At 65.4% G+C, this 20400-nt stretch carries 17 protein-coding genes and 2 pseudogenes; 5 read left to right on the top strand and 14 right to left on the bottom strand.

Annotated features, from left to right (window positions below):
* The 8 genes from ACPUER_RS25505 to ACPUER_RS25470 form a co-directional block, all read right to left on the bottom strand.
* A partial coding sequence (locus ACPUER_RS25505; RefSeq protein WP_425132452.1) for an ATP-binding cassette domain-containing protein occupies positions 1–437 on the bottom strand: 437 nt, incomplete at its 3' end.
* Between the two features lie 351 nt (positions 438–788).
* The gene (locus ACPUER_RS25500) at positions 789–2171 is read right to left on the bottom strand and encodes an LLM class flavin-dependent oxidoreductase (protein ID WP_425132451.1); all 1383 of its coding nucleotides are present in this window, start codon (positions 2169–2171) and stop codon (positions 789–791) included.
* A 27-nt stretch (positions 2172–2198) separates the two neighbouring features.
* The gene (locus tag ACPUER_RS25495; RefSeq protein WP_175964055.1) at positions 2199–2966 is read right to left on the bottom strand and encodes an ABC transporter permease subunit; all 768 of its coding nucleotides are present in this window, start codon (positions 2964–2966) and stop codon (positions 2199–2201) included.
* Positions 2963–3697, bottom strand: coding sequence for an ABC transporter permease (locus ACPUER_RS25490; protein ID WP_425132450.1), 735 nt, complete (start codon positions 3695–3697; stop codon positions 2963–2965). The genes ACPUER_RS25495 and ACPUER_RS25490 overlap by 4 nt, the downstream gene beginning before the upstream one ends.
* A gap of 4 nt (positions 3698–3701) precedes the next feature.
* Complete coding sequence (locus tag ACPUER_RS25485) at positions 3702–4505, bottom strand: transporter substrate-binding domain-containing protein (RefSeq protein ID WP_175964053.1); 804 nt, start codon at positions 4503–4505, stop codon at positions 3702–3704.
* Between the two features lie 350 nt (positions 4506–4855).
* Positions 4856–5395, bottom strand: a complete 540-nt coding sequence (locus tag ACPUER_RS25480; RefSeq protein WP_175964104.1) for a hypothetical protein — start codon at positions 5393–5395, stop codon at positions 4856–4858.
* Between the two features lie 138 nt (positions 5396–5533).
* Positions 5534–6583 carry a patatin-like phospholipase family protein gene (locus tag ACPUER_RS25475; RefSeq protein ID WP_425132449.1) on the bottom strand — a complete coding sequence of 350 codons (1050 nt, stop codon included), beginning with the start codon at positions 6581–6583 and terminating at the stop codon, positions 5534–5536.
* Positions 6584–6675: 92 nt separating this feature from the next.
* Positions 6676–10134 carry an AAA family ATPase gene (locus ACPUER_RS25470; protein WP_425132448.1) on the bottom strand — a complete coding sequence of 1153 codons (3459 nt, stop codon included), beginning with the start codon at positions 10132–10134 and terminating at the stop codon, positions 6676–6678.
* 129 nt (positions 10135–10263) lie between these two features.
* Here ACPUER_RS25470 and ACPUER_RS25465 point away from each other — a divergent pair.
* The 4 genes and pseudogenes from ACPUER_RS25465 to ACPUER_RS25450 form a co-directional block, all read left to right on the top strand.
* Positions 10264–10407 (top strand): annotated as a pseudogene (locus ACPUER_RS25465) (IS5/IS1182 family transposase); the annotation flags it as partial.
* 415 nt (positions 10408–10822) lie between these two features.
* Entirely contained in the window at positions 10823–11413 is a 591-nt protein-coding gene (locus ACPUER_RS25460) for a dimethylsulfonioproprionate lyase family protein (protein WP_425132447.1), read from the top strand.
* 340 nt (positions 11414–11753) lie between these two features.
* Positions 11754–12026 carry a hypothetical protein gene (locus tag ACPUER_RS25455; protein ID WP_425132446.1) on the top strand — a complete coding sequence of 91 codons (273 nt, stop codon included), beginning with the start codon at positions 11754–11756 and terminating at the stop codon, positions 12024–12026.
* A gap of 250 nt (positions 12027–12276) precedes the next feature.
* A pseudogene (locus tag ACPUER_RS25450) lies at positions 12277–12474 on the top strand (helix-turn-helix domain-containing protein); the annotation flags it as partial.
* A gap of 24 nt (positions 12475–12498) precedes the next feature.
* On the opposite strand, the gene ACPUER_RS25445 reads toward ACPUER_RS25450, so the two are convergent.
* Together ACPUER_RS25445 and ACPUER_RS25440 are read right to left on the bottom strand one after the other, a co-directional pair.
* On the bottom strand, positions 12499–12984 hold the full coding sequence (locus ACPUER_RS25445) for a DUF1772 domain-containing protein (RefSeq protein ID WP_175964048.1): 486 nt from the start codon (positions 12982–12984) through the stop codon (positions 12499–12501).
* A gap of 2 nt (positions 12985–12986) precedes the next feature.
* Entirely contained in the window at positions 12987–13811 is an 825-nt protein-coding gene (locus ACPUER_RS25440) for an NmrA family transcriptional regulator (RefSeq protein WP_425132445.1), read from the bottom strand.
* Positions 13812–13908: 97 nt separating this feature from the next.
* On the opposite strand from ACPUER_RS25440, the gene ACPUER_RS25435 reads away from it, so the two are divergent.
* Positions 13909–14574 (top strand): TetR/AcrR family transcriptional regulator, encoded by a 666-nt coding sequence (locus tag ACPUER_RS25435; protein WP_175964046.1) that lies wholly within the window; start codon positions 13909–13911, stop codon positions 14572–14574.
* Positions 14575–14639: 65 nt separating this feature from the next.
* On the opposite strand, the gene ACPUER_RS25430 is transcribed toward ACPUER_RS25435, so the two are convergent.
* From ACPUER_RS25430 to ACPUER_RS25415, 4 genes are all read right to left on the bottom strand, one after another.
* On the bottom strand, positions 14640–15494 hold the full coding sequence (locus ACPUER_RS25430) for a 3-hydroxybutyryl-CoA dehydrogenase (protein ID WP_425132444.1): 855 nt from the start codon (positions 15492–15494) through the stop codon (positions 14640–14642).
* Positions 15495–15532: 38 nt separating this feature from the next.
* Positions 15533–16726: a beta-ketothiolase BktB gene (gene bktB, locus ACPUER_RS25425; protein WP_425132443.1), complete on the bottom strand. Its 1194-nt coding sequence runs from the start codon at positions 16724–16726 to the stop codon at positions 15533–15535.
* A 42-nt stretch (positions 16727–16768) separates the two neighbouring features.
* Positions 16769–18397: an electron transfer flavoprotein-ubiquinone oxidoreductase gene (locus ACPUER_RS25420; RefSeq protein WP_425132453.1), complete on the bottom strand. Its 1629-nt coding sequence runs from the start codon at positions 18395–18397 to the stop codon at positions 16769–16771.
* 81 nt (positions 18398–18478) lie between these two features.
* Positions 18479–20269 (bottom strand): acyl-CoA dehydrogenase, encoded by a 1791-nt coding sequence (locus ACPUER_RS25415; RefSeq protein ID WP_425132442.1) that lies wholly within the window; start codon positions 20267–20269, stop codon positions 18479–18481.
* Positions 20270–20400 lie beyond the last annotated feature (131 nt).

The following is a 20400-nucleotide window of genomic DNA, read 5'->3' as shown; positions in this document are numbered from 1 at the left end:
CGTAGAAGTATATAAGCCACCGGCCCCCCCCCCCCCCGCGCGGCCGGCGGCGCATGCCACGGCGACGCCGGATCGCACAGCCGGTCGAGCAACAGGTTGTCGGCGATCGACAGCGTCGGCACGACGGCGTCGGCGACCGACTGGTGCACGGTGGCGACGCCGAGCCGCTTCGCCGCGTGCGGCGAAGCCGGCCGATAGGGTGCGCCGCGCAGCGTCAGCGTGCCGCCGTCGGGCCGGATCACGCCGCTCAGGATCTTCACGAAAGTCGATTTGCCGGCGCCGTTCGCGCCCATCAACGCGACGACTTCACCGGCGCCGATCGACAGGTCGAGCGCCGCCAGCGCGACGGTCGCGTCGAACCGTTTCGCGATGCCGGCCGCGCTCAGGACGGGCGGCGTCGGTGATCGGCGCGGTCGATTTGCGGCGCCTGCGCTCATGGTCGTGCCCGCCGGCGCCCGTGCCACGTCGGAAAACCGTACCGCCGTCCGGCCAGCCGTTCGCATTCGAAGCCGCGTTCGGCATCGCTCGCAAACGGCGCTTCGATCGCGCTCCCGCAGGCGGATACGAAACGCTCGTCGTCATGCTTCGAGTCGGCACAACCTGCTTCCGGCTGAAACGGCACCTCACGGTTCATGTCAGGCAACTCCCGGGTTCGTCGTTCCGCCGGGACGGACGCATGCTGCGCCCGCTGTTCCCAATGCGGCCGGTCCGCGACCGAATAGTCGACTCTACCGCTCGTCATCGCGCGGCCCTACCAATGTTTTGGGGAATCGATATCCGTCCGACCGTCAGCGCCCGGCCGCCGCGGGCTGCCGGAACGACGCGCCATACGCACTGTCCGGCAGGCGATCGCCGCCGCCCAGGCGCGAGCGGAACGTGCCGCCCGGCGACTGCGTCCGGTACAGGCCGCGCTTCTTCAACTCCGGCACGATCAGGTCGGCGAAATCGTCGAGCGTGCCGGGGCTGATCAGCGGATTGAGCATGTAGCCGCTCGTCGTCGACTGCTGCGCGTGCTCGGCAAGCTGGTCCGCGACTTCGTCCGGCGAACCGACGAGGATCAGGTCGGTGCCGCGCGTGACGTTCGCGAACTTGCGCCGCACGTCGCCGGCCGTCAGCGGCTTGCCGCTGCCGTCCGGTCGCACCACGTAGGACGTCAGCCCTTCCGTCTGCGTCGTCAGCGGCTCGTCGTCCGCATAACGATCGATGTCGATGCCGGTGTCGCCCGCGTAGCTGACGAGCTGCGCCTGCAGGTGATAGTGCTGCTGCAGCGCATGGTATTTCTCCTTCGCGTCGCTCGACGAGCGCGCCGTCACGATCCGCAGCACCGTCAGCGCCTTCACGTCGTCCGCCGCGCGGCCGTTTTCGACTGCGAGCCGGCGAATTTCGTCGAGGCCCGCGCGGATCTCGTGCGGATTCGACTTCGCGACGAACACCACTTCGGCGTGCTTCGCCGCGAATTCCCGTCCGCGCCCGGACCAGCCCGCCTGAATCAACACGGGCGAACGCTGCGGCGACGGCGCGCACACGTGCGGGCCGTGCACGCGATAGTGCGTGCCTTCGTGCGCGATCGGCCGCACGCGGTCGCCGCGCGCATAGCGCGGCGCGTGCTTGTCGGCAATGACCGCGTCGTCCGCCCAACTGCCTTCCCACAGCTTGTACACGACGTCGAGAAACTCCTCCGCGCGTGCGTAGCGTTCGTCGTGGCCGATCATCCGGTCTAGCCCGAAATTGCGCGCCGCGCTCGTCAGGTAGGACGTCACGATGTTCCAGCCGATCCGGCCGTTGCTCAGGTGATCGAGCGTGCTGAAGCGGCGCGCGAGCGCGAACGGATGTTCGTAGGTCGTGCTCGCGGTCACGCCGAACGCCAGTCGCTCGGTTTGCGCGACGAGCGCCGGGATCAGCATCATCGGATCGTTCGCGGGCGCTTCGACCGCCCACTGCAGTGCGGCGTCGGCCGACCCGCCGTACACGTCGTACAGGCCGAGCACGTCCGCGAAGAACAGCATGTCGAGATCGGCCTGCTCGGCCTTGCGCGCGAGGTCCGACCAGTACGCGAGCGTATTGGCGCGCAGCCGTTCGTCGGCGGGATGGGTCCAGAGGCTCGGCGCGCCGCCGCAGCCGACGCTGGCTTGTTCATAGAGGGAAAACAGCAGGGGTCGAGGATCGGACATCGTCATGCTCAATGCGAAACAGGGGAATCAGTTGGGTGCCGCCCACACGCCCGACGACGCGTTACGTGCGCGCGCGGGTGCGCGGTCGTCCGACTCGCGCGTCAGGTAGCGGTTGAGGCGTCTCTCGAGACGGGCGGCAGGAATCGTCAGCAGCGCGACCAGCACGACATAGACGAGCGCCGCGCCGGCCAGCGGTTCGTATACGCGCAAAGTTTCGAAGCGCAGCGTGTTGGCCGTGCCCATCACGTCGAACACCGTGACGGTCGACGCGAGGACGGTCGATTTCAGCAGCAGGATCGCTTCGCCGGTGAGCGCGGGCAGCGCGAGCCGCCACGCGCGCGGGCCGACGATACGGCGCAGTACACCGGCGCGCGTCATTCCGTACGCGTAGCCGGCCTCGATCTCGCCGGCCGGCACGCCGGCGATCGCGCCGCGCAGGATCGTCGCGACATACGCGCTCTCGTTCACGCTCAAGGCAACGACGGCATACCAGAACGCGTCGCGCAACAGAGGCGACGCCCAGCTGTCGCGCATCCATTCGCGCGGCACGATCTGGCCGAATCCGTAGTACAGCAGATAAAGCTGCACCAGCAGCGGTGTGCCGCGAATCAGCATGATCCAGCCGCGTGCGGACCAGCGAAGCGGCGCCCGGCGTGCGCCGGCGGCCAGCGCGAGCGGCATGCCGAGCAGCACGCTGGCCACGCCGGACAACAGCATCAGCGCGAGCGTCGTCGGCACCGCGGCGAGCAGCTTCGGCATCACCGTATCGAGCAGGAACGGCAGCGAGAAGCTCATGCGGTTGCGCTCGTTGCGCCACGGTTCGCGTACCGTTCGAGCGCGGCGAACAGCCCCGTCGACGTGACGCTCAGCAGCAGGAACAGCGCCGCCGTGACCAGATAGAAGAACACGTAGTGCCGGGTCGCGCCGGCGGCGAGCTGGCTCGCCTTCAGCAGATCCGTAAACGATCCGAGCACGCTGATGAACGACGCATCCTTGGTCGCGTTCAGCCACACGTTGCCGACACCGGGCAGCGCGAGCCGCGCCGCGGCCGGCAGCCGGATGCGTCGCAGCGTCTGCCACGGCGTCATTCCGTACGCATGCGCGGCTTCGATCTGGCCGACCGGCACGTTGACGAGCGCCGCGCGGAAGATGTCGGTCAGATAGGCGCCCTGGATGAAGCCGAGCGACAGTGCGGCGACCAGGAACGGCGGAAACGCGAAGCCGTCAGGCACCAGGCCGCCGCGGCGCAGCGCGGCCTCGACGGCGGGCGCGAGCGCATAGAACGCGAGCAGCAGGCACAACAGCTCGGGCAGCGCACGCACCAGCGTCGTGTAGAGCCGGATGAGCCAGGCGAGCGGCGCGTGCCGCGACAGCTTGCCGAGCGCGCCGGCGATGCCGAGCAGCGTGCCGGCGCCGAACGACGCGGCCGCGACGCCGAGCGTCAGCGCGAACGCGCTCGCGAAGATGCGGCCGTAACCGCCGTCGCCGAATGCGAGCAGCGCCAGCAGCGAATCGTCTGCGGCCATCGGTTCAACGGCCCTTCTCGATCGTGCCTTTCAGGTTCGGATAGCGCGCGGTGATCGCATCCCACGTGCCGTCCTGCTGCAATTGCGCGATCGCGCCCGACAGCCGGTCGCGCAGCGCATCGCCGCGCCGCACGCCCGCGCCGATGCCGAGACCCAGCACCGGGTTGTCCGCGCAGGTGGCCTTGACCTCGAAATCCTTGCCGTCGCGAGACGACAGGAACGCCGTGAACAGGCCCTTCGCTTCCTGCACGTAATCGACCCGGCCGGAGACCAGATCGGCGAGCGCATTGTCGAACTTGTCGAAGGCCTTGATCTGCACGTCCTGCTTGAAGCGCGCATCGAGGAAGGCCGAGAAATTGGTGCCGGCCTCGACGCCGATCACGCGGCCCTTGAAGCTCGCGGGCACCGCGCAATCGACGCGGCGTCGATCGCTTTTTGCGCCGACGAATACCGTCGGCGATTCGTAGTAGGCACGACTGAAGTCGATGGCCTTCTGCCGTTCGCCGGTAATCGTCATCGACGACCAGATCACGTCGATCTTGCGGTTCTGCAGCGCCGGAATCAGGCCGTCCCACGCGATGTCGGCGAGTTCGCAGCGCACGTTCAGCTTGCCGCACGCGGCCTCGAGCACGTCGATTTCCCACCCTTTCCATTTGCCGGTCGCGTCCTTCGAGAAGAACGGCGGATACGACTCGGCATCGATACCGACGCGCAGCGTCGGTTGAGCCGCGTGGGCGGCGCACGCCGCGCCGAGCACGAACAGCGTGGCGGCGGCGCCGCGGACCCTGGAACGCATCAAACGATTCATTTGGCTGGCTTCTGAAATAACGTCGGAATCACCGGCGTCGCGGCCGGCAGCAGGAGGCGAGACTGTAATGCGTGCCGATGCGTGTACCAAATGGTTATTTTTGCGATCGATATCTGATCGGGCGATATGTGAATCGGGGGGCGAGAACAGCCGCGCGATGCGTGGATCAGTACAACCCGGCGAACTTGCGCGCCGGCAGATCGCGATCGCAGGACTCTCCATCGAACATGCCGCCGCTCGGCCGCCGGTGCATCGCGCCGACGCTCGGCATCGTCGGAGAATCAGGCTCCGGTAAATCGGCGATCGCACCGCCAGTGCCAATTGCGAACGCCGACAGCAGCTTGTCGTGGCTATTCCGGACTCGGCAAGCCCAGCCGCCAGCTCAAATTTCTGCGTGCTCGCGTCTCGCAGCGCGTGTAGAAGAAATCCGTGAGATAGATGCGCGGGCGTGCGAGTAACCCGCGAAGAATCGTCCGTTCATGAAGGTCGTAAGCCCGGTCGTCAAGATCGGGGCGCTCTGCCCGCAGGCGCCGGCCGTCTTCGCGAAATCGGCTGCGAGAAGCGCCAAGCACGGCCAGGTCGATGTCGCACACGAAACGGGTATCCAGTTCCGCGGCAATGCCCGAGTGGGTCGTCGCGAGAATCATCTCGCAGATACGGTCGCACGCGCGGATTCGCTCCCCCGCCTGGCGTCTGAACCAGTCCGCGCTACGCTGCTCGTTATCGTGCGCGCCAGGAACGAAAATCACGTCATGGAACCAGAGCGCGAGCTCGACGGCGTCCGGTTCGGGAATCGAGTCGCGCGCCAGGTCGAGATGACGCAAACATCGCCGTACATGCGTGAGCGTATGGTAATGGCGCGCCGGCTCCATATAGCATCGCGCCAGCATGCGATAGACATCCTCGGCATGTGTCCCGCCGCTGCACGACCACAGCGCGACGAACCGCGCCCGCGTCCGGTTCACGTTCGCTCCTTGGCCCGGGACGGCTGCGCATGATCGCCCGGTGCCGACATTACCGCGATGCGCTCAGAGAAATTCACTGCGGATGTCGATACTCGACCGCTGTCCGATGTTTCCGTAGTGATGCGCGAGCCACGTATCCGCTTCGCGTCGCCCGTAGTCATGCAGTTCGCTGAGAAATCCCCAATCCGCGTTGTACTTGCTCGATACGCTCAACGCGCACAGAGCATCGTCGGCACGAATGGAATGGATCAGCATTTCCTTCATCTCGCCACGTTGTATCGTGCCTTGCCGGATCAGGTCGGTGACAAACGAGATTGCCCGCATCTCGCGCATCAGCGACGAATTGAAACTGATCTCGCTGATACGGTTGAGAATTTCCGCAGCCGTGATCGGCACACCGCGGCGCACGAGCGGATTGATGTGCACGATCACGACGTCGCGCGTCGCGCAATTGTAGATGAGAGGATAGATGGCCGGATTACCCATGTAACCGCCATCCCAGTAGTACTCGCCATCGATCGTGACCGCCTGGAACAGTGTCGGCACGCATGCCGACGCAAGTACCGCGTCTGCACTGACATCCTCTCCCGTGAAGATCCGTATTTTCCCCGTCTCGACATTGGTTGCGCACAGGTACATCCGGATCGGACAGTGCTTGCGCAGCGCGTCGAAATCGACCTGGCTTTCGAGCACTTCGCGCAGCGGGTTCAGGTTGTTCGGATTGAACTGATAGGGCGAAAAAACGCGCAGCATCATGTCGGCGAATGCATACAGCGGCGAATGATCGAGCCCGAAGCTGTGCGTGCCCTTCAGCCAGGGCACCCAACGCAGCGGGTTGTAGCGCTCGGCCGATTGCGCGACTGCCCGCCAGAAGTCGTGCAGTGCCTGACGCGCACCGTCTTCGCCCCCTTTTTGCAGCCCGTATGCGAGTACAGCGGCGTTCATCGCGCCGGCGCTGGTTGCACTGACACCCTCTATTTCGAGCCGGCTGTCTTCGAGCAGACTGTCAAGCACACCCCAGGTAAAGGCGCCATGCATCCCGCCACCCTGCAAAGCCAGCGCGATCTGTTTGCGCGGTCCATCATTGCGGCGTCTTGCGTGCGTGATTGTCATGCCCGTCTCCCCAGCTCTCCGTTATGCGGAGCAGCGGCAGGTAATGGACGGTACGGCGTCACGCGATACGTCGTCGTGCGCCGCAGGTCCATTCATCCGGCGCGCGCGTCCAGAGCATCCAGCAGCGCTTTCGCCGCTCGCAGGTCGCTCGTGCCGAATCCTTCCGTGAAGCAGCTGTACACCCCGGACAGCGCCCGCTTTGCCTCCACGGTCTTCCCCTGCCGTTGCAATAGCCTCGCAAGGTCCGACGCTGCTCGCAATTCCAGCGCCCTGGCACCCTGCCGGTGCGCTCGCGCGATCGCTCTATGAAAACAGTCTACGGCTTCGTTATCGCGTGCAGGTGCCGTGCCGTCCTTGATCGCCTCTCCGGCCAAATAGATTCCCGCGAGCCGGCAGAGCTCGGCTTCGTAGCAATGCTCACCGGATTTCTCGACGATCGCCATCGCCTCTTCCAGCGTGTCTCGTGCTGCCCTCTTGTCACCCGCACGCCAGTAACTGTCGGCGAGCAACGCGAGAGAATATGGCCGCAGGTCTTCGCCGCCGGCTGCCCGCTGCGCGTCGAGGCCCAGCCGCATCTGCGCGATTCCGTCCTGGATGTTTCCCTGCTCGCTCGTCACCCAGCCTCGCAGAAGCGTCCCCCACGCGAGCCAGTAAGGCAATCCGTGCTCGGTCGATACGGCAATGACCGCATCTGCACGCTCACCGGCAAGCGCCGGCTCCCTCCGCAGTTGATGCAAGTGGGCTGCGTAGGTAAGACTGAACGCCAGAGATGGCCCATAAGCAAGGCCCTGCGCGAGCGAGAGTGCTTCAGCGCTGCGTTTGAGCGCTTGTTCCGGATAGCCCTGAAACCACAAAGTCAATACGAGGTAATTGAGCGCCCGAATACCAGGATCCACCCCGTGTGCGAAGACGTGCGCCTGATGCTGCTTCGGATCGTAGATCGCACAGGCCTGTTCCAGGTTTGCGCGAGCAGCGCCGAAATCGCCCTGCAGAAAAAAGCACACGCCCAGCGCACCATGTGCCTCCACGAGCATGCCTGGATCGTTCGCATCCCTGGCAATACCGAGCATCTGGTTGCTCAGATCGGTCGCGATTGCATACTCGCCGCGCACCACATGGTGTATCCGCAAGCCCAACTGCGTCGCAAAGCGTTGCGATGCCTCACCGGTCCGCTCGCATAACTCGAGCGCGCGCCTGTATGTCACGCCCACCTCTGTCGCGCCATACCCACGGACATCCATCAAGACTGGCCCAAGGGAAAGCAGCAGCGTCAGTTCCCAATGCGCATGCATCGGTGTATCCGGCAAACGCTCGAGCAGCGCAAGCGCCGCTCCGAGGTGATTCATTGCATCGGGGTGGGCGGCATGACGTAGCGCCTGCTGCGCCGCACGATGCAGATATTCGACAGCCTTGGGAATGTTTCCGCTCTGACTGTAGTGGTGCGCAAGTTCGCTGCAGTAATCGGCGATGCGCGTCGGGAACAGCACCTCGATCGCCTGCGCAGTGCGCTCGTGCAGGGTGGTACGCCGTTCCGTGAGCAACGAGCGCCCGGCCACTTCCTGAGTCAGCGCGTGTTTGAATGAATAATTGACCTCGGGAAAGGCGGGTCGCTCGTAGATGAACTCCGCGGCTTCCAGATGGGCGAGCAGACGACGCAGTTCATCGTCCCGCGCCGGCGCTTCACTGCAAATTCGCCGGATCAGGCTGAACGGAAACTCGTGGCCTATCACTGCGAGCGCCTGTAGCAGTTCCTTTTCCTCGATGGGAAGCCGATCGATCCGGGCAGCCAGCACGCCCTGCACGGTGGTGGGAATGTGCAGCGTCGCCGGGGTCTCCACGATGCGGTAATGCCCGGCATCGCCGAGCAGCGATTTCTCTTCGACAAGCGTCTGGACCACTTCCTCCATGAAAAACGGGTTGCCCTCCGTCTTCTCCAGAATGAGCTGCTTTAGAGGCACGAGTGTGCGATCTTCGCCGAGCAGCGCCGTAAGCAGTCCTTGAGCATCGGATGGCCCCAGCGGTTCGAGACGGATTTTGCTGCAACGAACCGCGCGGTCCCACGCGGGCCGATACTCGGGCCTGTAGTTCACCAACAGGAGTATTCGCTCGTCCGGCACGTGGTCGACCAGGTATGTGAGGAAGGCTTCTGTCTCACGGTCCAGCCATTGCAGATCCTCGAACAGCAAATGGACCGGCTGATTCCGGCTCTCTCGCGCGAGAAGCTTCCTGATCGCGTCGAAGGTACGGTCGCGCCGGATCTGCGGATCCATCTCGACCAGTATCGCCCCGCCATCACCGATTCCAAGCAGATAGAGGACGTATGGCACGAGGTCCTCGAAACTGCGCTCGAGCGTGAGCGCCTTGCCGATGACCTTTTCCCGGCAGCGCCGTTCGTCGTCCTGCGTCGTGATCTGGAAATAGTTCTTCAAGAGTTCGATGAGCGGCAAATTGGGAAACGCCTTGCCGTGCGAGACCGAAAACGTTTCCAGCACCAGCGCGCCACGCCGTGAACGCTCCTTGAACTCGTGAAAAAGGCGAGACTTTCCGACGCCCGCTTCCCCCACCACGCCGACTACGCGCCCATGCCCGCTCCTCATTGCCTCCAGCGCCCGGTTCAGATGGTCCATTTCCGTTTCACGGCCGACGAACCGCGCGAGACCGCGATGCGCCGCCAGCTGCAGGCGCGTGCGCAACGCCCCCAGGCCAAGCACCTCGTATACGCACAGCGGCGCCGGAATTCCCTTGAGTTGCGTTGCCCCGAGCGCCTTGAACTCGAAATAGCCTTCGGCCAGCTTATGGGTGGATTCGCTGACGAGAATCGACGTGGGCGTGGCGATTCCCTCGATCCGCGACGCGATGTGGATCGTATGCCCGAGCGGATCGTATTCGGTGTGCAAGTCGTCGGTGCGGATGGAGCGGACGACGACCTCGCCCGTATGAACGCCGACGCGAATTTGCAGAGGAATGCCTTCCCGCAGACGAATGCGGTCGCCATGCTGCCGCATCGCCTGCTGCATGCGCAATGCAGCGAAAAGCGCTCGCTGCGCATGGTCTTCGTGGGCGATCGGTGCGCCGAACAGCGCGAGGATGCCATCGCCGAGCGATTTCGCTACGTACCCTTCGTAGTAGTGGACGGCTTCCATCATCAGCTCGACCACGGGCACGATCAAGCGATGCGCCACTTCGGGATCGAGATCGTGGATCAACGCGGTCGACCCGGCCATGTCGGCAAACAGCGCGGTAACGGTCTTGCGCTCGCCGGCAGGCTCGCCGCGCGCTTCCATGGCCGCGTGTTCGGCACGGATCCGCTCGGCAAGATGATCGGGCGTGTAATGAATGGGAGGTGGCGGCGGCTCCCGACCCGATGGTCGAGAAAATGACGGCGCAGCGGCGGGTGGTGTAGCCAGCGACGCCCCGCAATTGCTGCAGAAGCGGGCTGCTGGCTCGGCCTCATGTCCGCATTGCGGACAAGTGTGGGACAGCACGGCCTGACACTCCTGGCAGACCCTCGCACCGGGAGGATTCTCGGATCCGCATATTGTGCAGCGCATAAAACCCTCTTTCTGCCAAGGGTCGATATCAAAACATTATGCGCCACTATCTGCGGGTATTCAGGCCGGCGAGCGTGATCATGCATGCCGACAAGAGAAGAAACCAATGGCTCGACGGTAGTAGATCCGGTGGTCGAGCGTACCTTCGCATGGCTTCACAACTTCAGACGCCTGCGCATCCGGTTTGAACGCGCCGCGGCGATCCATGGAGCATTCGTGAAAATCGCCGCCTGCATCATTTGCTGGCAACGGCCTCAAAATTCATTTTGTTAGAGCTTCTTTGCGCGGCGTGCGACGCTCGACGATCGGCGCATGGCCGAACGCCCGCATTCGGCACCGCTGTTGATCACTGATTGAGATAGCGCTCGGACGGCGCGCCGGCCGGCGCACAATGCCAATACCGGCGGGCCTTCGCGACGAGAGCGGTATCGCTGCGCGAGCGCTTTCCGCTCGAGCGAGACACAGCGCGGCATGCGCAGGATCGAGGGAAAATCCTGAAAAGCCGCCCGTTTTTCCGCATCGACTTTCCGAACGCGATACGGCAGCCGTGCCGGACATGACGCGCTTGGCCTATGATTCGGGCCGAGGGCAGCGCCCGAGAGCGTGCAATGGCGTTCACGGGAAATCGCCACGCACTCAACGCGTCGCAACGCATGCGACACGGCCGTCACCGCATTCATGGAGCACCATGTACACGCGCAACGAAGACCTCGAACATTTCATCGCCATCGCCCGGGCCCTGTTTCAGTCGCCCAGGCTGCCGGATGCGGCCCGCCACGCAGCGGCGCAGGTTTTCGCTCGCCTCGAGCATCCGTCTCACGACGGCATGCGTGCCGCGAAACGATATCCGGCCTGCGACCTCCTCGATTCCGCGCTTGCGCCCCTTCTTGACGATTCGTCGGACCTGCGCGCCGCGGCACGCGCGCTCAAGACGCTCGAACCCTCGCTGGGCTGGCAACGACGAACGTCGGGGTTGAACGGGAGCGAAGATTACGTCGAGAAGCACGTGAACGGGATGATTTGCGGGCCGGGCGGGATGGAGAGCCGTTACGACGTTCAGCTCGGGTTTTCGTTGATCGCGCCCTTTACCCGCTACCCCGATCACCAGCATCTGCCGGAAGAGGCGTACGTGCTGCTGTCCGCGGGTGAATTTCGCCAGCGGGACGGCGCGTCGTTCGATCCGGGCATCGGCGGCGGGCTGCACAACACGCCCAATATCGTGCATGCGATGCGCTCGGGCAGCGCGCCGTTTCTCGCGATGTGGTGCCTCTTGCCTTGAGCCGGGCGTCGGGTTCGCAGCCGCTCGCGGATTGCCCGCCGCGATCGGCATACCACGGTCCGCTCCCGATAAATGCGGGCTTTTATCGGTTGCCGACGCCATGCGCCGATATTGCGCAACAATTCGCGCCAGTCATTACAAATTCGATTTATTTAGAATAGAAACCAGAATAAATTATTTACAGCCGATCCTGACTTTAAAAATCCATCGCATACAATATAGTTGTCGATCCGGGGAATCCCGACTTCACACGATCGACATTCCGTTTCAATTCCCGATATTGTTTTAGAAAAATAGCGAAGGAGAAACGATCATGGCTCAAGTTACACTGTGGGGCAGCGTGCAGGGCAACGGCACGGTCGTGGATGGCTCGGGCGGATTCGCCGTGAAACGCGAAAGCACCGGCACGTACCAGCTCTCGTTCAATACCGCATTCATCAAAACGCCCGCGATCGTCGGCTCGCAATGGGGATACGGCGGCGGGCAAAACACGCTGGACAACGTGATCTTTCCGGCACTTTCCGGCAGCGGAGCCACGATTCAAACCGGCGACGCAAACGGAAAATATACCGACCGGAATTTCAGTTTCGTCGTTATCGGCTCGATCAGCTAAAAGTCGACCTAGCTGCATTCCTTCCGGCAACCGGGGGTCTTATTAAAATTAATTTCCGGAAAGCCCGAAATAAATTCAGTTTCCATGGCACTTGTCACATTGGCGAGTCCAGGACGCCGGGATGAAGAAAACGAAATCGCTGTATCGCGGACACCGATTCCCGGCGTCCTTCATCGGCCATGCAGGCCGCCGGTGTTTTCGCGTCCGGCACGGCTTGCGCGACATCAGGGAGCGGCCGTTCGAACCGCGGCGCGCGTTCCGGCGCAAGACGGGGGCTCGGCTTCCGCCGCCGGCGCGAGCAGGCGCTGCGGCAGCTCGCGCTCAAGCGCCTCGCACATGGCGAGCGGGTGCCGACCGTCGCGATGGATCACGGCTATAGAAGCCAAAACGCGTTTCCGCCATGTTCAAGCGGCATTTCGACGTGTCGCCGTCGGCGTTTCATGCGTAGTGCGTGTTCGGCTCGACGGCAGCACTACCGCGTCGCAAGCCCCGCGATAAACAACACGCACGCGGCCGCCGACGCCACCGTGCGCACGTGATTCCACATCGTCCAGTCGTGCACGTAGCGCGTCCACAGCGCCGCGCCTTGCGCGGTCGCCGGATCGGCCGCGGCGAGCGCATCGTTGAGCGGCACGTTGACGGCCATCGTCACCGCGAACATGCCGGCCACGTAGAGCACGCCGCCCGCGAGCGCCGCCATCGCGCCCGGCCGATCGCGATCGAACAGCGCGAGCACGGCCAGCGCGAGCGCCATCAGCGTCGTGCCGAGGAACAGCGGCATGAACGGCGAACGCACGATGTCGACGTTGATCGCATTCATCGCGGCCGCGCCGGCCTGCGGCGCGATCCGTCCGAGCGACGTCATCACGAACGTCGAGAACGCGAAGTACACGCCGGCCATCAGCCCGCAGCCGATGGCCGCCCCCCACAGCAATGCGGAAGTCACGAACGCGATCATGGTCACGCGCTCCACACGCCGGTTGCGGCCGTCGCACGCGCATAGTTGGCGAAATCGCGCGCCGGCCGCCCGAGCGTGTCGTCGATGCCGTGCGCCACCGCGCTGTTGCGCCCGTCGAGCACCGTGCCGAACAGTTCGTCGAGCAGCTCGACGACCGGCTCCGGCACGCCGACCTCGCGCAGCCCCGCGACGAACGCATCGGGCGGAATCTCGCGATACACGATCGGCCGGCCGGCGGCCCGCGCGATTTCGCCGACGGCTTCGGCGAACGTCAGCGCGCGCGGGCCCGTGACCTCGATCACGCGATCCGCGAACCGGGAATCGGTGAGCGCGGCCACGGCCACGTCCGCGATGTCGTCCGCATCGACGAACGGCTCGCGCACCGCACCGGCCGGCAGCGCGACCTCGCCGGCCAGCACGCCGTCGAGCAGGTAGCCCTCGGAGAAGTTCTGGTTGAACCAGCTCGCACGCACCACGCCCCAGCCCACGCCCGACGCCTGCAGCGCGGCCTCGGCGGCCTGCGCGCGGGGCTCGCCGCGCCCGGACAGCAACACCACGCGCTCGACGCCGCTTTCACGCGAGAGCCGTGCGAATGCGGCAATCGCTTCCACCGCGCCTTCGACGGCCAGGTCCGGCTGGTAGGTCACGTACGCGGCCGACACGCCGTCGAGCGCGACGGGCCACGTCGCGGGCTCGGTCCAGTCGAAGCGGACGGCCGACGTGCGCGACACGGGCCGGGTAGCGATGCCGCGTGTGCGCAGCCGTGCATCGACGCGGGCGCCCGTCTTGCCCGAGCCGCCGACGATGAGGATGGGAAGTGCCGACATGTGCGTCTCCTTTTCTCTCTAAAATGCGAGAGTGTCTCGCGTTTTAAAAACACGATAGACTCTCGCATTCGCAACGTCAAGTTTTTCCGGAGGCGGCATGGGCCGACAAAAATCGGGGCAGAACGACGCGCCCGAAGCGGCGGCAGCGGACGCGCCGGCGCGCGCGCGGCTCGTGCCGACGCAGCAGCGCAGCCGCGAGCGGTTCGAGCGCATCCTCGCGTGTGCGTCGGACGTGATGATCGAGAAAGGCTGCGACGCGTTCCGGATGAGCGACATCGTCGAACGCACCGGCATCTCGTTCGGTTCGCTGTACCAGTACTTTCCGGACAAGGCGGCCGTGATCGGCACGCTCGCGGAACGCTACAACGCCGTCGGGCACGACTGCGTGCGGCGCGATCTCGCCGCGATGAAGACGCTCGACGACCTGCACGGCACGCTTGCCCGCATCACGGACAGCTACTACCGGATGTTCGTCGACGAGCCGCTGATGCGCGACATCTGGCGCGCGACGCAGGCCGACCGCGCGCTGCAGGAACTCGACCGGGCGGACGGCGAGTTTCTGGCCGCGCTGTTAGCGGATGCATTGGGAGACGTGGCGCCCGACACGACACGCGCGCAGCGGCGCGCGTTCGCCGAGCTGATGATGATCCAGATCGCGGCGGCCGTGCGCCACGCGATCACGCTGCCGCCGAAGACGGCGCGGCAGATCCTCGCGATGTTCAAGCGGATGTTGCCGCGGGATCTGGCGGTGCTGGACGCGTAGTCGCACCGCTTAATGCACGCGGCCGCCCTGAGGCGGCCGCGCGACGAAGTGGCATGGTGTGCCGCTTACTTGCTGTAGTCGTACACCCCGCGCCCCGCCTTCCGCCCGAGCCGCCCTGCCGACACCATCTCGCGCAGCAGCGGGCACGCACGATACTTGGGATCGCCGAAGTCCTTCACGAACACGTCCATCACCGCGAGACACACGTCGAGGCCGACGAGGTCGGCCAGTGCGAGCGGCCCGATCGGGTGGTTCGCGCCGAGCTTCATCCCCGCGTCGATCTCCTCGGCCGACGCCATGCCTTCGGCCAGCACGAAGAACGCCTCGTTGATCATCGGCACGAGGATCCGGTTCACGACGAAGCCCGGCGAATTGCGCACGCCGATCGGCGACTTGTCGAAACGCTCGGTCAGTTCGCGCACGGCCGACGCGGTCGCGTCGCTCGTCTGCAGCCCGCGGATGATCTCGACGAGCGGCATCAGCGGCACCGGATTGAAGAAGTGCATGCCGACGAAGCGTGCCGGATCGGCGAGCGGCGCCGCGAGCGCGGTGATCGAGATCGACGACGTGTTGGTCGCGACGATCGCGTCGGGCCGCGCGACGGCCTCGATCTGCTTCAGGATGCGGCCCTTCAGCTCGACATTCTCGGTCGCGGCTTCGATCACGATGTCGGCCGACGCGAGCTTCGCGTAGTCGGTCGACGTCGTGATGCGCGCCAGCGCCGCATCGCGTGCGGCCGCGTCGAGCTTGTCCTTCGACACGAGCCGCTCGAGGCTGCCCTTCAGCGTCGCGATGCCCTTGTCGAGCGCAGCGTCGCTGACGTCGATCATCACGACGTTGAATCCCGCAACGGCGGCGGTCTGCGCAATGCCGTTGCCCATGGTTCCGGCGCCCACGACGCCGACGATTTCGATGGCCATGAAGTTTCCTGTGTGTTCGGGTGCTGAGTGTCCGATTATCAGATGTTCTCGAAGATCGCAGCAATCCCCTGGCCGCCGCCGATACACATCGTCACGAGCGCGTAACGCCCGCCGATGCGCTTCAGCTCGTACAGCGCCTTGACCGTGATCAACGCACCGGTCGCGCCGATCGGGTGACCGAGCGAGATGCCCGACCCGTTCGGGTTGACCTTCGCGGGATCGAGGCCGAGTTCCTGAGTGACCGCGCAGGCCTGCGCGGCGAACGCCTCGTTCGCCTCGATCACGTCAAGATCGGTGATCTTCAAGCCCGCGCGTTCGAGCGCCTTCTGCGTGGCCGGCACCGGGCCGATGCCCATATACGCCGGATCGACGCCCGCGTGCGCATACGCGACGAGGCGTGCGAGCGGCTTCACGCCCTGCGCGCGTGCGGCGTCCGCGCTCATCATCAGCACGGCCGCGGCCGCGTCGTTGATGCCCGATGCGTTGCCGGCCGTCACGGTGCCATTCTCCTTCGCGAACACCGGGCGCAGCTTCGTGAAATCGTCCGCGCTCGCGTCGTGACGCACGTGCTCGTCGGTGTCGAACGCGACCTCGCCCTTCTTCGTGCGGATCGCGATCGGCAGGATCTGATCCTTGAAGCGCCCTTCCGCGATCGCGCGCGCCGCGCGACGATGCGATTCGAGCGCGAGCGCATCCTGCGCGTCGCGCGAGATGTCGTACTTGCGTGCGACGTTCTCGGCCGTCACGCCCATGTGGATCGTCTGGAACGGGTCGTGCAGCGCGCCGAGCATCATGTCGACGAGCTTGCCGTCGCCCATGCGCTGGCCGAAGCGCGCGGCCGGCACCGTGTACGGCGCGCGGCTCATGTTCTCCGAGCCGCCGCCGATCGCGACGTCGGCATCGCCGAGCATGATGGTCTGCGCGGCCGACACGATCGCCTGCAGGCCCGAGCCGCACAGGCGGTTCACGTTCATCGCGGGCGTGTGCTGTGCGACGCCGCCGTCGATCGCCGCGACGCGCGACAGATACATGTCCTTCGGCTCCGTGTTCACGACGTGGCCGAACACGACATGCCCGACCGCATCGCCCGGCACGTTCGCGCGCGACAGCACTTCGCGCACGACCTTCGCACCGAGCTCGGTCGGCGAGAAATCCTTCAGGCTGCCGCCGAAATCACCGATCGCGGTACGGACACCGCTCACCACCACGACTTCTTTCGCTGCATTGCTCATCGTCTGCTCCGGTTCGTTCGCGCAAGCATGCGCGCTGATGCGTTACATGTTCGGGTAATTCGGCCCGCCGCCGCCTTCCGGCGTGACCCACACGATGTTCTGCGTCGGGTCCTTGATGTCGCAGGTCTTGCAGTGCACGCAGTTCTGCGCGTTGATCACCAGCCGATCGCTGCCGTCGTCGTTCTTCACGAACTCGTACACCGCCGCCGGGCAGAAGCGCGCCTCCGGCCCCGCGTACGTGCGCAGGTTCACGTTCACCGGCACGTTCGCATCCTTCAGCGTCAGGTGCGCCGGCTGATTCTCCTCGTGGTTCGTGTTCGAGATGAATACCGACGACAGCCGGTCGAACGTCAGCTTGCCGTCCGGCTTCGGATACTCGATCGGCTCGCACTGCGACGCCGGCTTCAGCATCTCGTGGTCCGCGTGCTGGTGATGCAGCGTCCACGGTACGTTGCCGCCCATCACCTTCTGCTCGAGCCCGACCATCAGCGTGCCGAGATACAGCCCCTTGGCCATCCACTGCTTGAAGTTGCGCGCGCGGTACAGCTCCGTGTACAGCCACGACTGCTTGAAGGCATCCGGGTACGCGTTGAGTTCGTCCGACTGACGGCCGGCCTGCACCGCGTCGAACGCGGCATCGGCCGCCAGCATGCCGGTCTTGATCGCCGCATGGCTGCCCTTGATCCGCGAGGCGTTCAGGAAGCCCGCGTCGTCGCCGATCAGCGCGCCGCCCGGGAACACCGTCTTCGGCAGCGACAGCAGCCCGCCCGCGGTGATCGCGCGCGCGCCGTACGACACGCGCTTGCCGCCTTCCAGGAACGCGCGGATCGACGGATGCGTCTTGTAGCGCTGGAATTCCTCGAACGGCGACAGGTACGGGTTCGTGTAGCCGAGGCCCACCACGAAGCCGACCACGACCTGGTTGTTGTCCATGTGATACAGGAACGAGCCGCCGTACGTATCCGACTTCAGCGGCCAGCCGGCCGTGTGGATCACGAGGCCCGGCTTGTGCTTCGCGGGATCGATTTCCCACAGCTCCTTGATGCCGATCCCGTACGCCTGCGGATCGGCGTTCGCGTCGAGCTTGAACTTCGAGATCAGCTGGCGGCCGAGGTGGCCGCGGCAGCCTTCGGCGAACAGCGTGTACTTCGCGTGCAGCTCCATGCCGAGCTGGAAGTTCTCGGTCGGCTCGCCGTCCTTGCCCACGCCCATGTTGCCGGTCGCGACGCCCTTCACCGAGCCGTCGTCGTGATAGAGAATCTCGGCGGCCGGGAAGCCCGGGAAGATCTCGACGCCCAAGGCTTCCGCCTGCTGGCCGAGCCAGCGCGTGACGTTGCCCAGCGAGATCACGTAGTTGCCGTGGTTCTTGAAGTTCTCGGGCAGCGCCCAGTTCGGCGTCGTCACCGCGCTCTTCTCGGACAGGAACAGGAAGCGGTCTTCCGTCACCTCGACGGTGAGCGGCGCGCCCTGTTCCTTCCAGTCGGGGAACAGTTCGGTGATCGCGCGCGGGTCCATCACCGCGCCCGACAGAATGTGCGCGCCGATCTCGGAACCCTTCTCGAGCACGCACACGCCGATCTCGGTGCCTTTCTCGGCGGCCAGCTGCTTGAGCCGGATCGCCGCCGACAGCCCAGCGGGGCCGCCGCCGACGATCACGACGTCGTATTCCATCGATTCGCGCGGGCCGTATTGCGCAAGCAAGTCCTGTGTGGTCAAAATCCTGTCTCCTCCTGCGTCCCGACCGTCAGCCGGTCAGAACTGGTCTTCCGTCAACGCGAGCACGCTCTCGTTGCCCTTCGCGCCGACGATCGACGCTTCGAGCGCGCCGGCCTGCACGAGAATGTGCTCCGCATAGCATTGCGCGATCGCGATCTTCGCGTCGAAGAACGCCGGGTCGCGCGCGCGGTTCGCCTGCGCGGCCACCAGCGCGCGCGCCATTTGCCACCCGCACAGCACCACGCCCGCCAGCTTCAGGTACGGCACGCTGCCCGCGAACACCGCGTTCGGATCCTGCTTCACGTTCGCCACCACGTAATCCACCACCGACGACAGCGCGCGCGCACCCTTTTCCAGCTGCGCCTTCATCGACGCGGCCGCCGCGCCGTCCAGCCTGCCCAGCGCTGCCGCCGTGTCGCCGATCTCCGCGATCAGCGCCTTCGCCACCGCGCCGCCGTCGCGCATCGTCTTGCGGCCCACCAGGTCGTTCGCCTGGATCGCCGTCGTGCCTTCGTAGATCGCCAGGATCCGCGCATCGCGGTAGTACTGCGCCGCGCCCGTCTCCTCGATGAAGCCCATCCCGCCGTGCACCTGCACGCCCAGGCTCGCCACGTCGTTCACCATCTCCGTGCTCCAGCCCTTCACGACCGGCACCAGATATTCGTAGATTGCCTGATGACGGCCACGCGTCGCCTCGTCCGAATGGCGGTGGGCAATGTCGCTGTGCGCGGCTGCCACATACGCCAGCGCCCGCGCGCCTTCGGTCAGCGCACGCATCGTGCCGAGCATGCGGCGCACGTCCGGGTGATGGATGATCGTCACCGGCTGCTTCGCGGAGCCGTCCACCGGGCGGCTCTGCACGCGCTCCTTCGCGAACGCCGCCGCCTTCTGGTACGCACGGTCGGCCACGCCGATCCCCTGCATCCCGACGCCGAAGCGCGCCGCGTTCATCATGATGAACATGTATTCGAGGCCGCGGTTCTCCTCGCCGACCAGGTAGCCGATCGCGCCGCCGTGGTCGCCGTATTGCAGCACCGCCGTCGGGCTCGCCTTGATCCCGAGCTTGTGCTCGATCGACACGCAGTGCACGTCGTTGCGCGCGCCCAGCGAGCCGTCCTCGTTGACCATGAACTTCGGCACGATGAACAGCGAGATGCCCTTCACGCCTTCCGGCGCGTTCGGCGTGCGTGCCAGCACCAGGTGGACGATGTTGTCCGCCATGTCGTGCTCGCCCCACGTGATGAAGATCTTCGTGCCGAACACCTTGTAGGTGCCGTCGCCCTGCGGCTCCGCGCGCGAGCGCACCAGCGCCAGATCGGAGCCCGCCTGCGGCTCGGTCAGGTTCATCGTGCCCGTCCATTCGCCCGAGATCAGCTTCGGCACATAGCGCTGCTTCTGCTCGTCGGTGCCGGCCGTCAGCAGCGCCTCGATCGCGCCGTCGGTCAGCAGCGGGCACAGCGCGAACGACAGGTTCGACGCGTTCAGCATCTCGATGCACGGCGTCGCGATCAGCTTCGGCAGCCCCTGGCCGTCGTACTCGGCCGGATGCTGCAGCCCCTGCCAGCCGCCTTCGACGAACTGGCGGAACGCGTCGCCGAAGCCCGGCGTCGCGGTCACGACACCGTCCTTCCAGCTGCTCGGGTTGCGGTCGCCTTCGACGTTCAGCGGCGCCAGCACCTCGCCGCAGAATTTCGCGGACTCGTCGAGCACGGCCTGCGCCGTGTCGTAACCGGCATCCTCGAAGCCCGGCAACTGCGCGACGGCGTCGATACCCGCGAGTTCCTTCAGCACGAACAGCATGTCCTTGACGGGGGCGTTATAGCTCATGGTCGATGTTCCAAATCAGGCGGTGAATGAGGCGTGCTACCGGGCCGGTACGGCAGAACCGGCCGGACCCGGGCGACGACGTGACCCATCGTAATGCCGCGATGGCCGATTCCCGTTGTCATATCCGGCCC

Origin of the sequence: Burkholderia sp. DN3021 (genome assembly GCF_049805555.1) — a bacterium.
Taxonomy (GTDB): Bacteria; Pseudomonadota; Gammaproteobacteria; order Burkholderiales; family Burkholderiaceae; genus Burkholderia; species Burkholderia pyrrocinia_C.
The sequence above is the reverse complement of the archived record's forward strand: the minus strand, read 5'-3'. Positions and strand labels throughout refer to the sequence as shown.

Excerpts from the sequence above, each read along its gene's own strand:
- ACPUER_RS25500 (WP_425132451.1), bottom strand. The coding sequence starts at position 2,171 with ATGTCCGATCCTCGACCCCTGCTGTTTTCCCTCTATGAACAAGCCAGC.
- ACPUER_RS25495 (WP_175964055.1), bottom strand. The coding sequence starts at position 2,966 with ATGAGCTTCTCGCTGCCGTTCCTGCTCGATACGGTGATGCCGAAGCTG.
- ACPUER_RS25490 (WP_425132450.1), bottom strand. The coding sequence starts at position 3,697 with ATGGCCGCAGACGATTCGCTGCTGGCGCTGCTCGCATTCGGCGACGGC.
- ACPUER_RS25485 (WP_175964053.1), bottom strand. The coding sequence starts at position 4,505 with ATGAATCGTTTGATGCGTTCCAGGGTCCGCGGCGCCGCCGCCACGCTG.
- ACPUER_RS25480 (WP_175964104.1), bottom strand. The coding sequence starts at position 5,395 with ATGCTGGCGCGATGCTATATGGAGCCGGCGCGCCATTACCATACGCTC.
- ACPUER_RS25475 (WP_425132449.1), bottom strand. The coding sequence starts at position 6,583 with ATGACAATCACGCACGCAAGACGCCGCAATGATGGACCGCGCAAACAG.
- ACPUER_RS25470 (WP_425132448.1), bottom strand. The coding sequence starts at position 10,134 with ATGCGCTGCACAATATGCGGATCCGAGAATCCTCCCGGTGCGAGGGTC.
- ACPUER_RS25460 (WP_425132447.1), top strand. The coding sequence starts at position 10,823 with ATGTACACGCGCAACGAAGACCTCGAACATTTCATCGCCATCGCCCGG.
- ACPUER_RS25445 (WP_175964048.1), bottom strand. The coding sequence starts at position 12,984 with ATGATCGCGTTCGTGACTTCCGCATTGCTGTGGGGGGCGGCCATCGGC.
- ACPUER_RS25440 (WP_425132445.1), bottom strand. The coding sequence starts at position 13,811 with ATGTCGGCACTTCCCATCCTCATCGTCGGCGGCTCGGGCAAGACGGGC.
- ACPUER_RS25435 (WP_175964046.1), top strand. The coding sequence starts at position 13,909 with ATGGGCCGACAAAAATCGGGGCAGAACGACGCGCCCGAAGCGGCGGCA.
- ACPUER_RS25430 (WP_425132444.1), bottom strand. The coding sequence starts at position 15,494 with ATGGCCATCGAAATCGTCGGCGTCGTGGGCGCCGGAACCATGGGCAAC.
- bktB (WP_425132443.1), bottom strand. The coding sequence starts at position 16,726 with ATGAGCAATGCAGCGAAAGAAGTCGTGGTGGTGAGCGGTGTCCGTACC.
- ACPUER_RS25420 (WP_425132453.1), bottom strand. The coding sequence starts at position 18,397 with ATGGAATACGACGTCGTGATCGTCGGCGGCGGCCCCGCTGGGCTGTCG.
- ACPUER_RS25415 (WP_425132442.1), bottom strand. The coding sequence starts at position 20,269 with ATGAGCTATAACGCCCCCGTCAAGGACATGCTGTTCGTGCTGAAGGAA.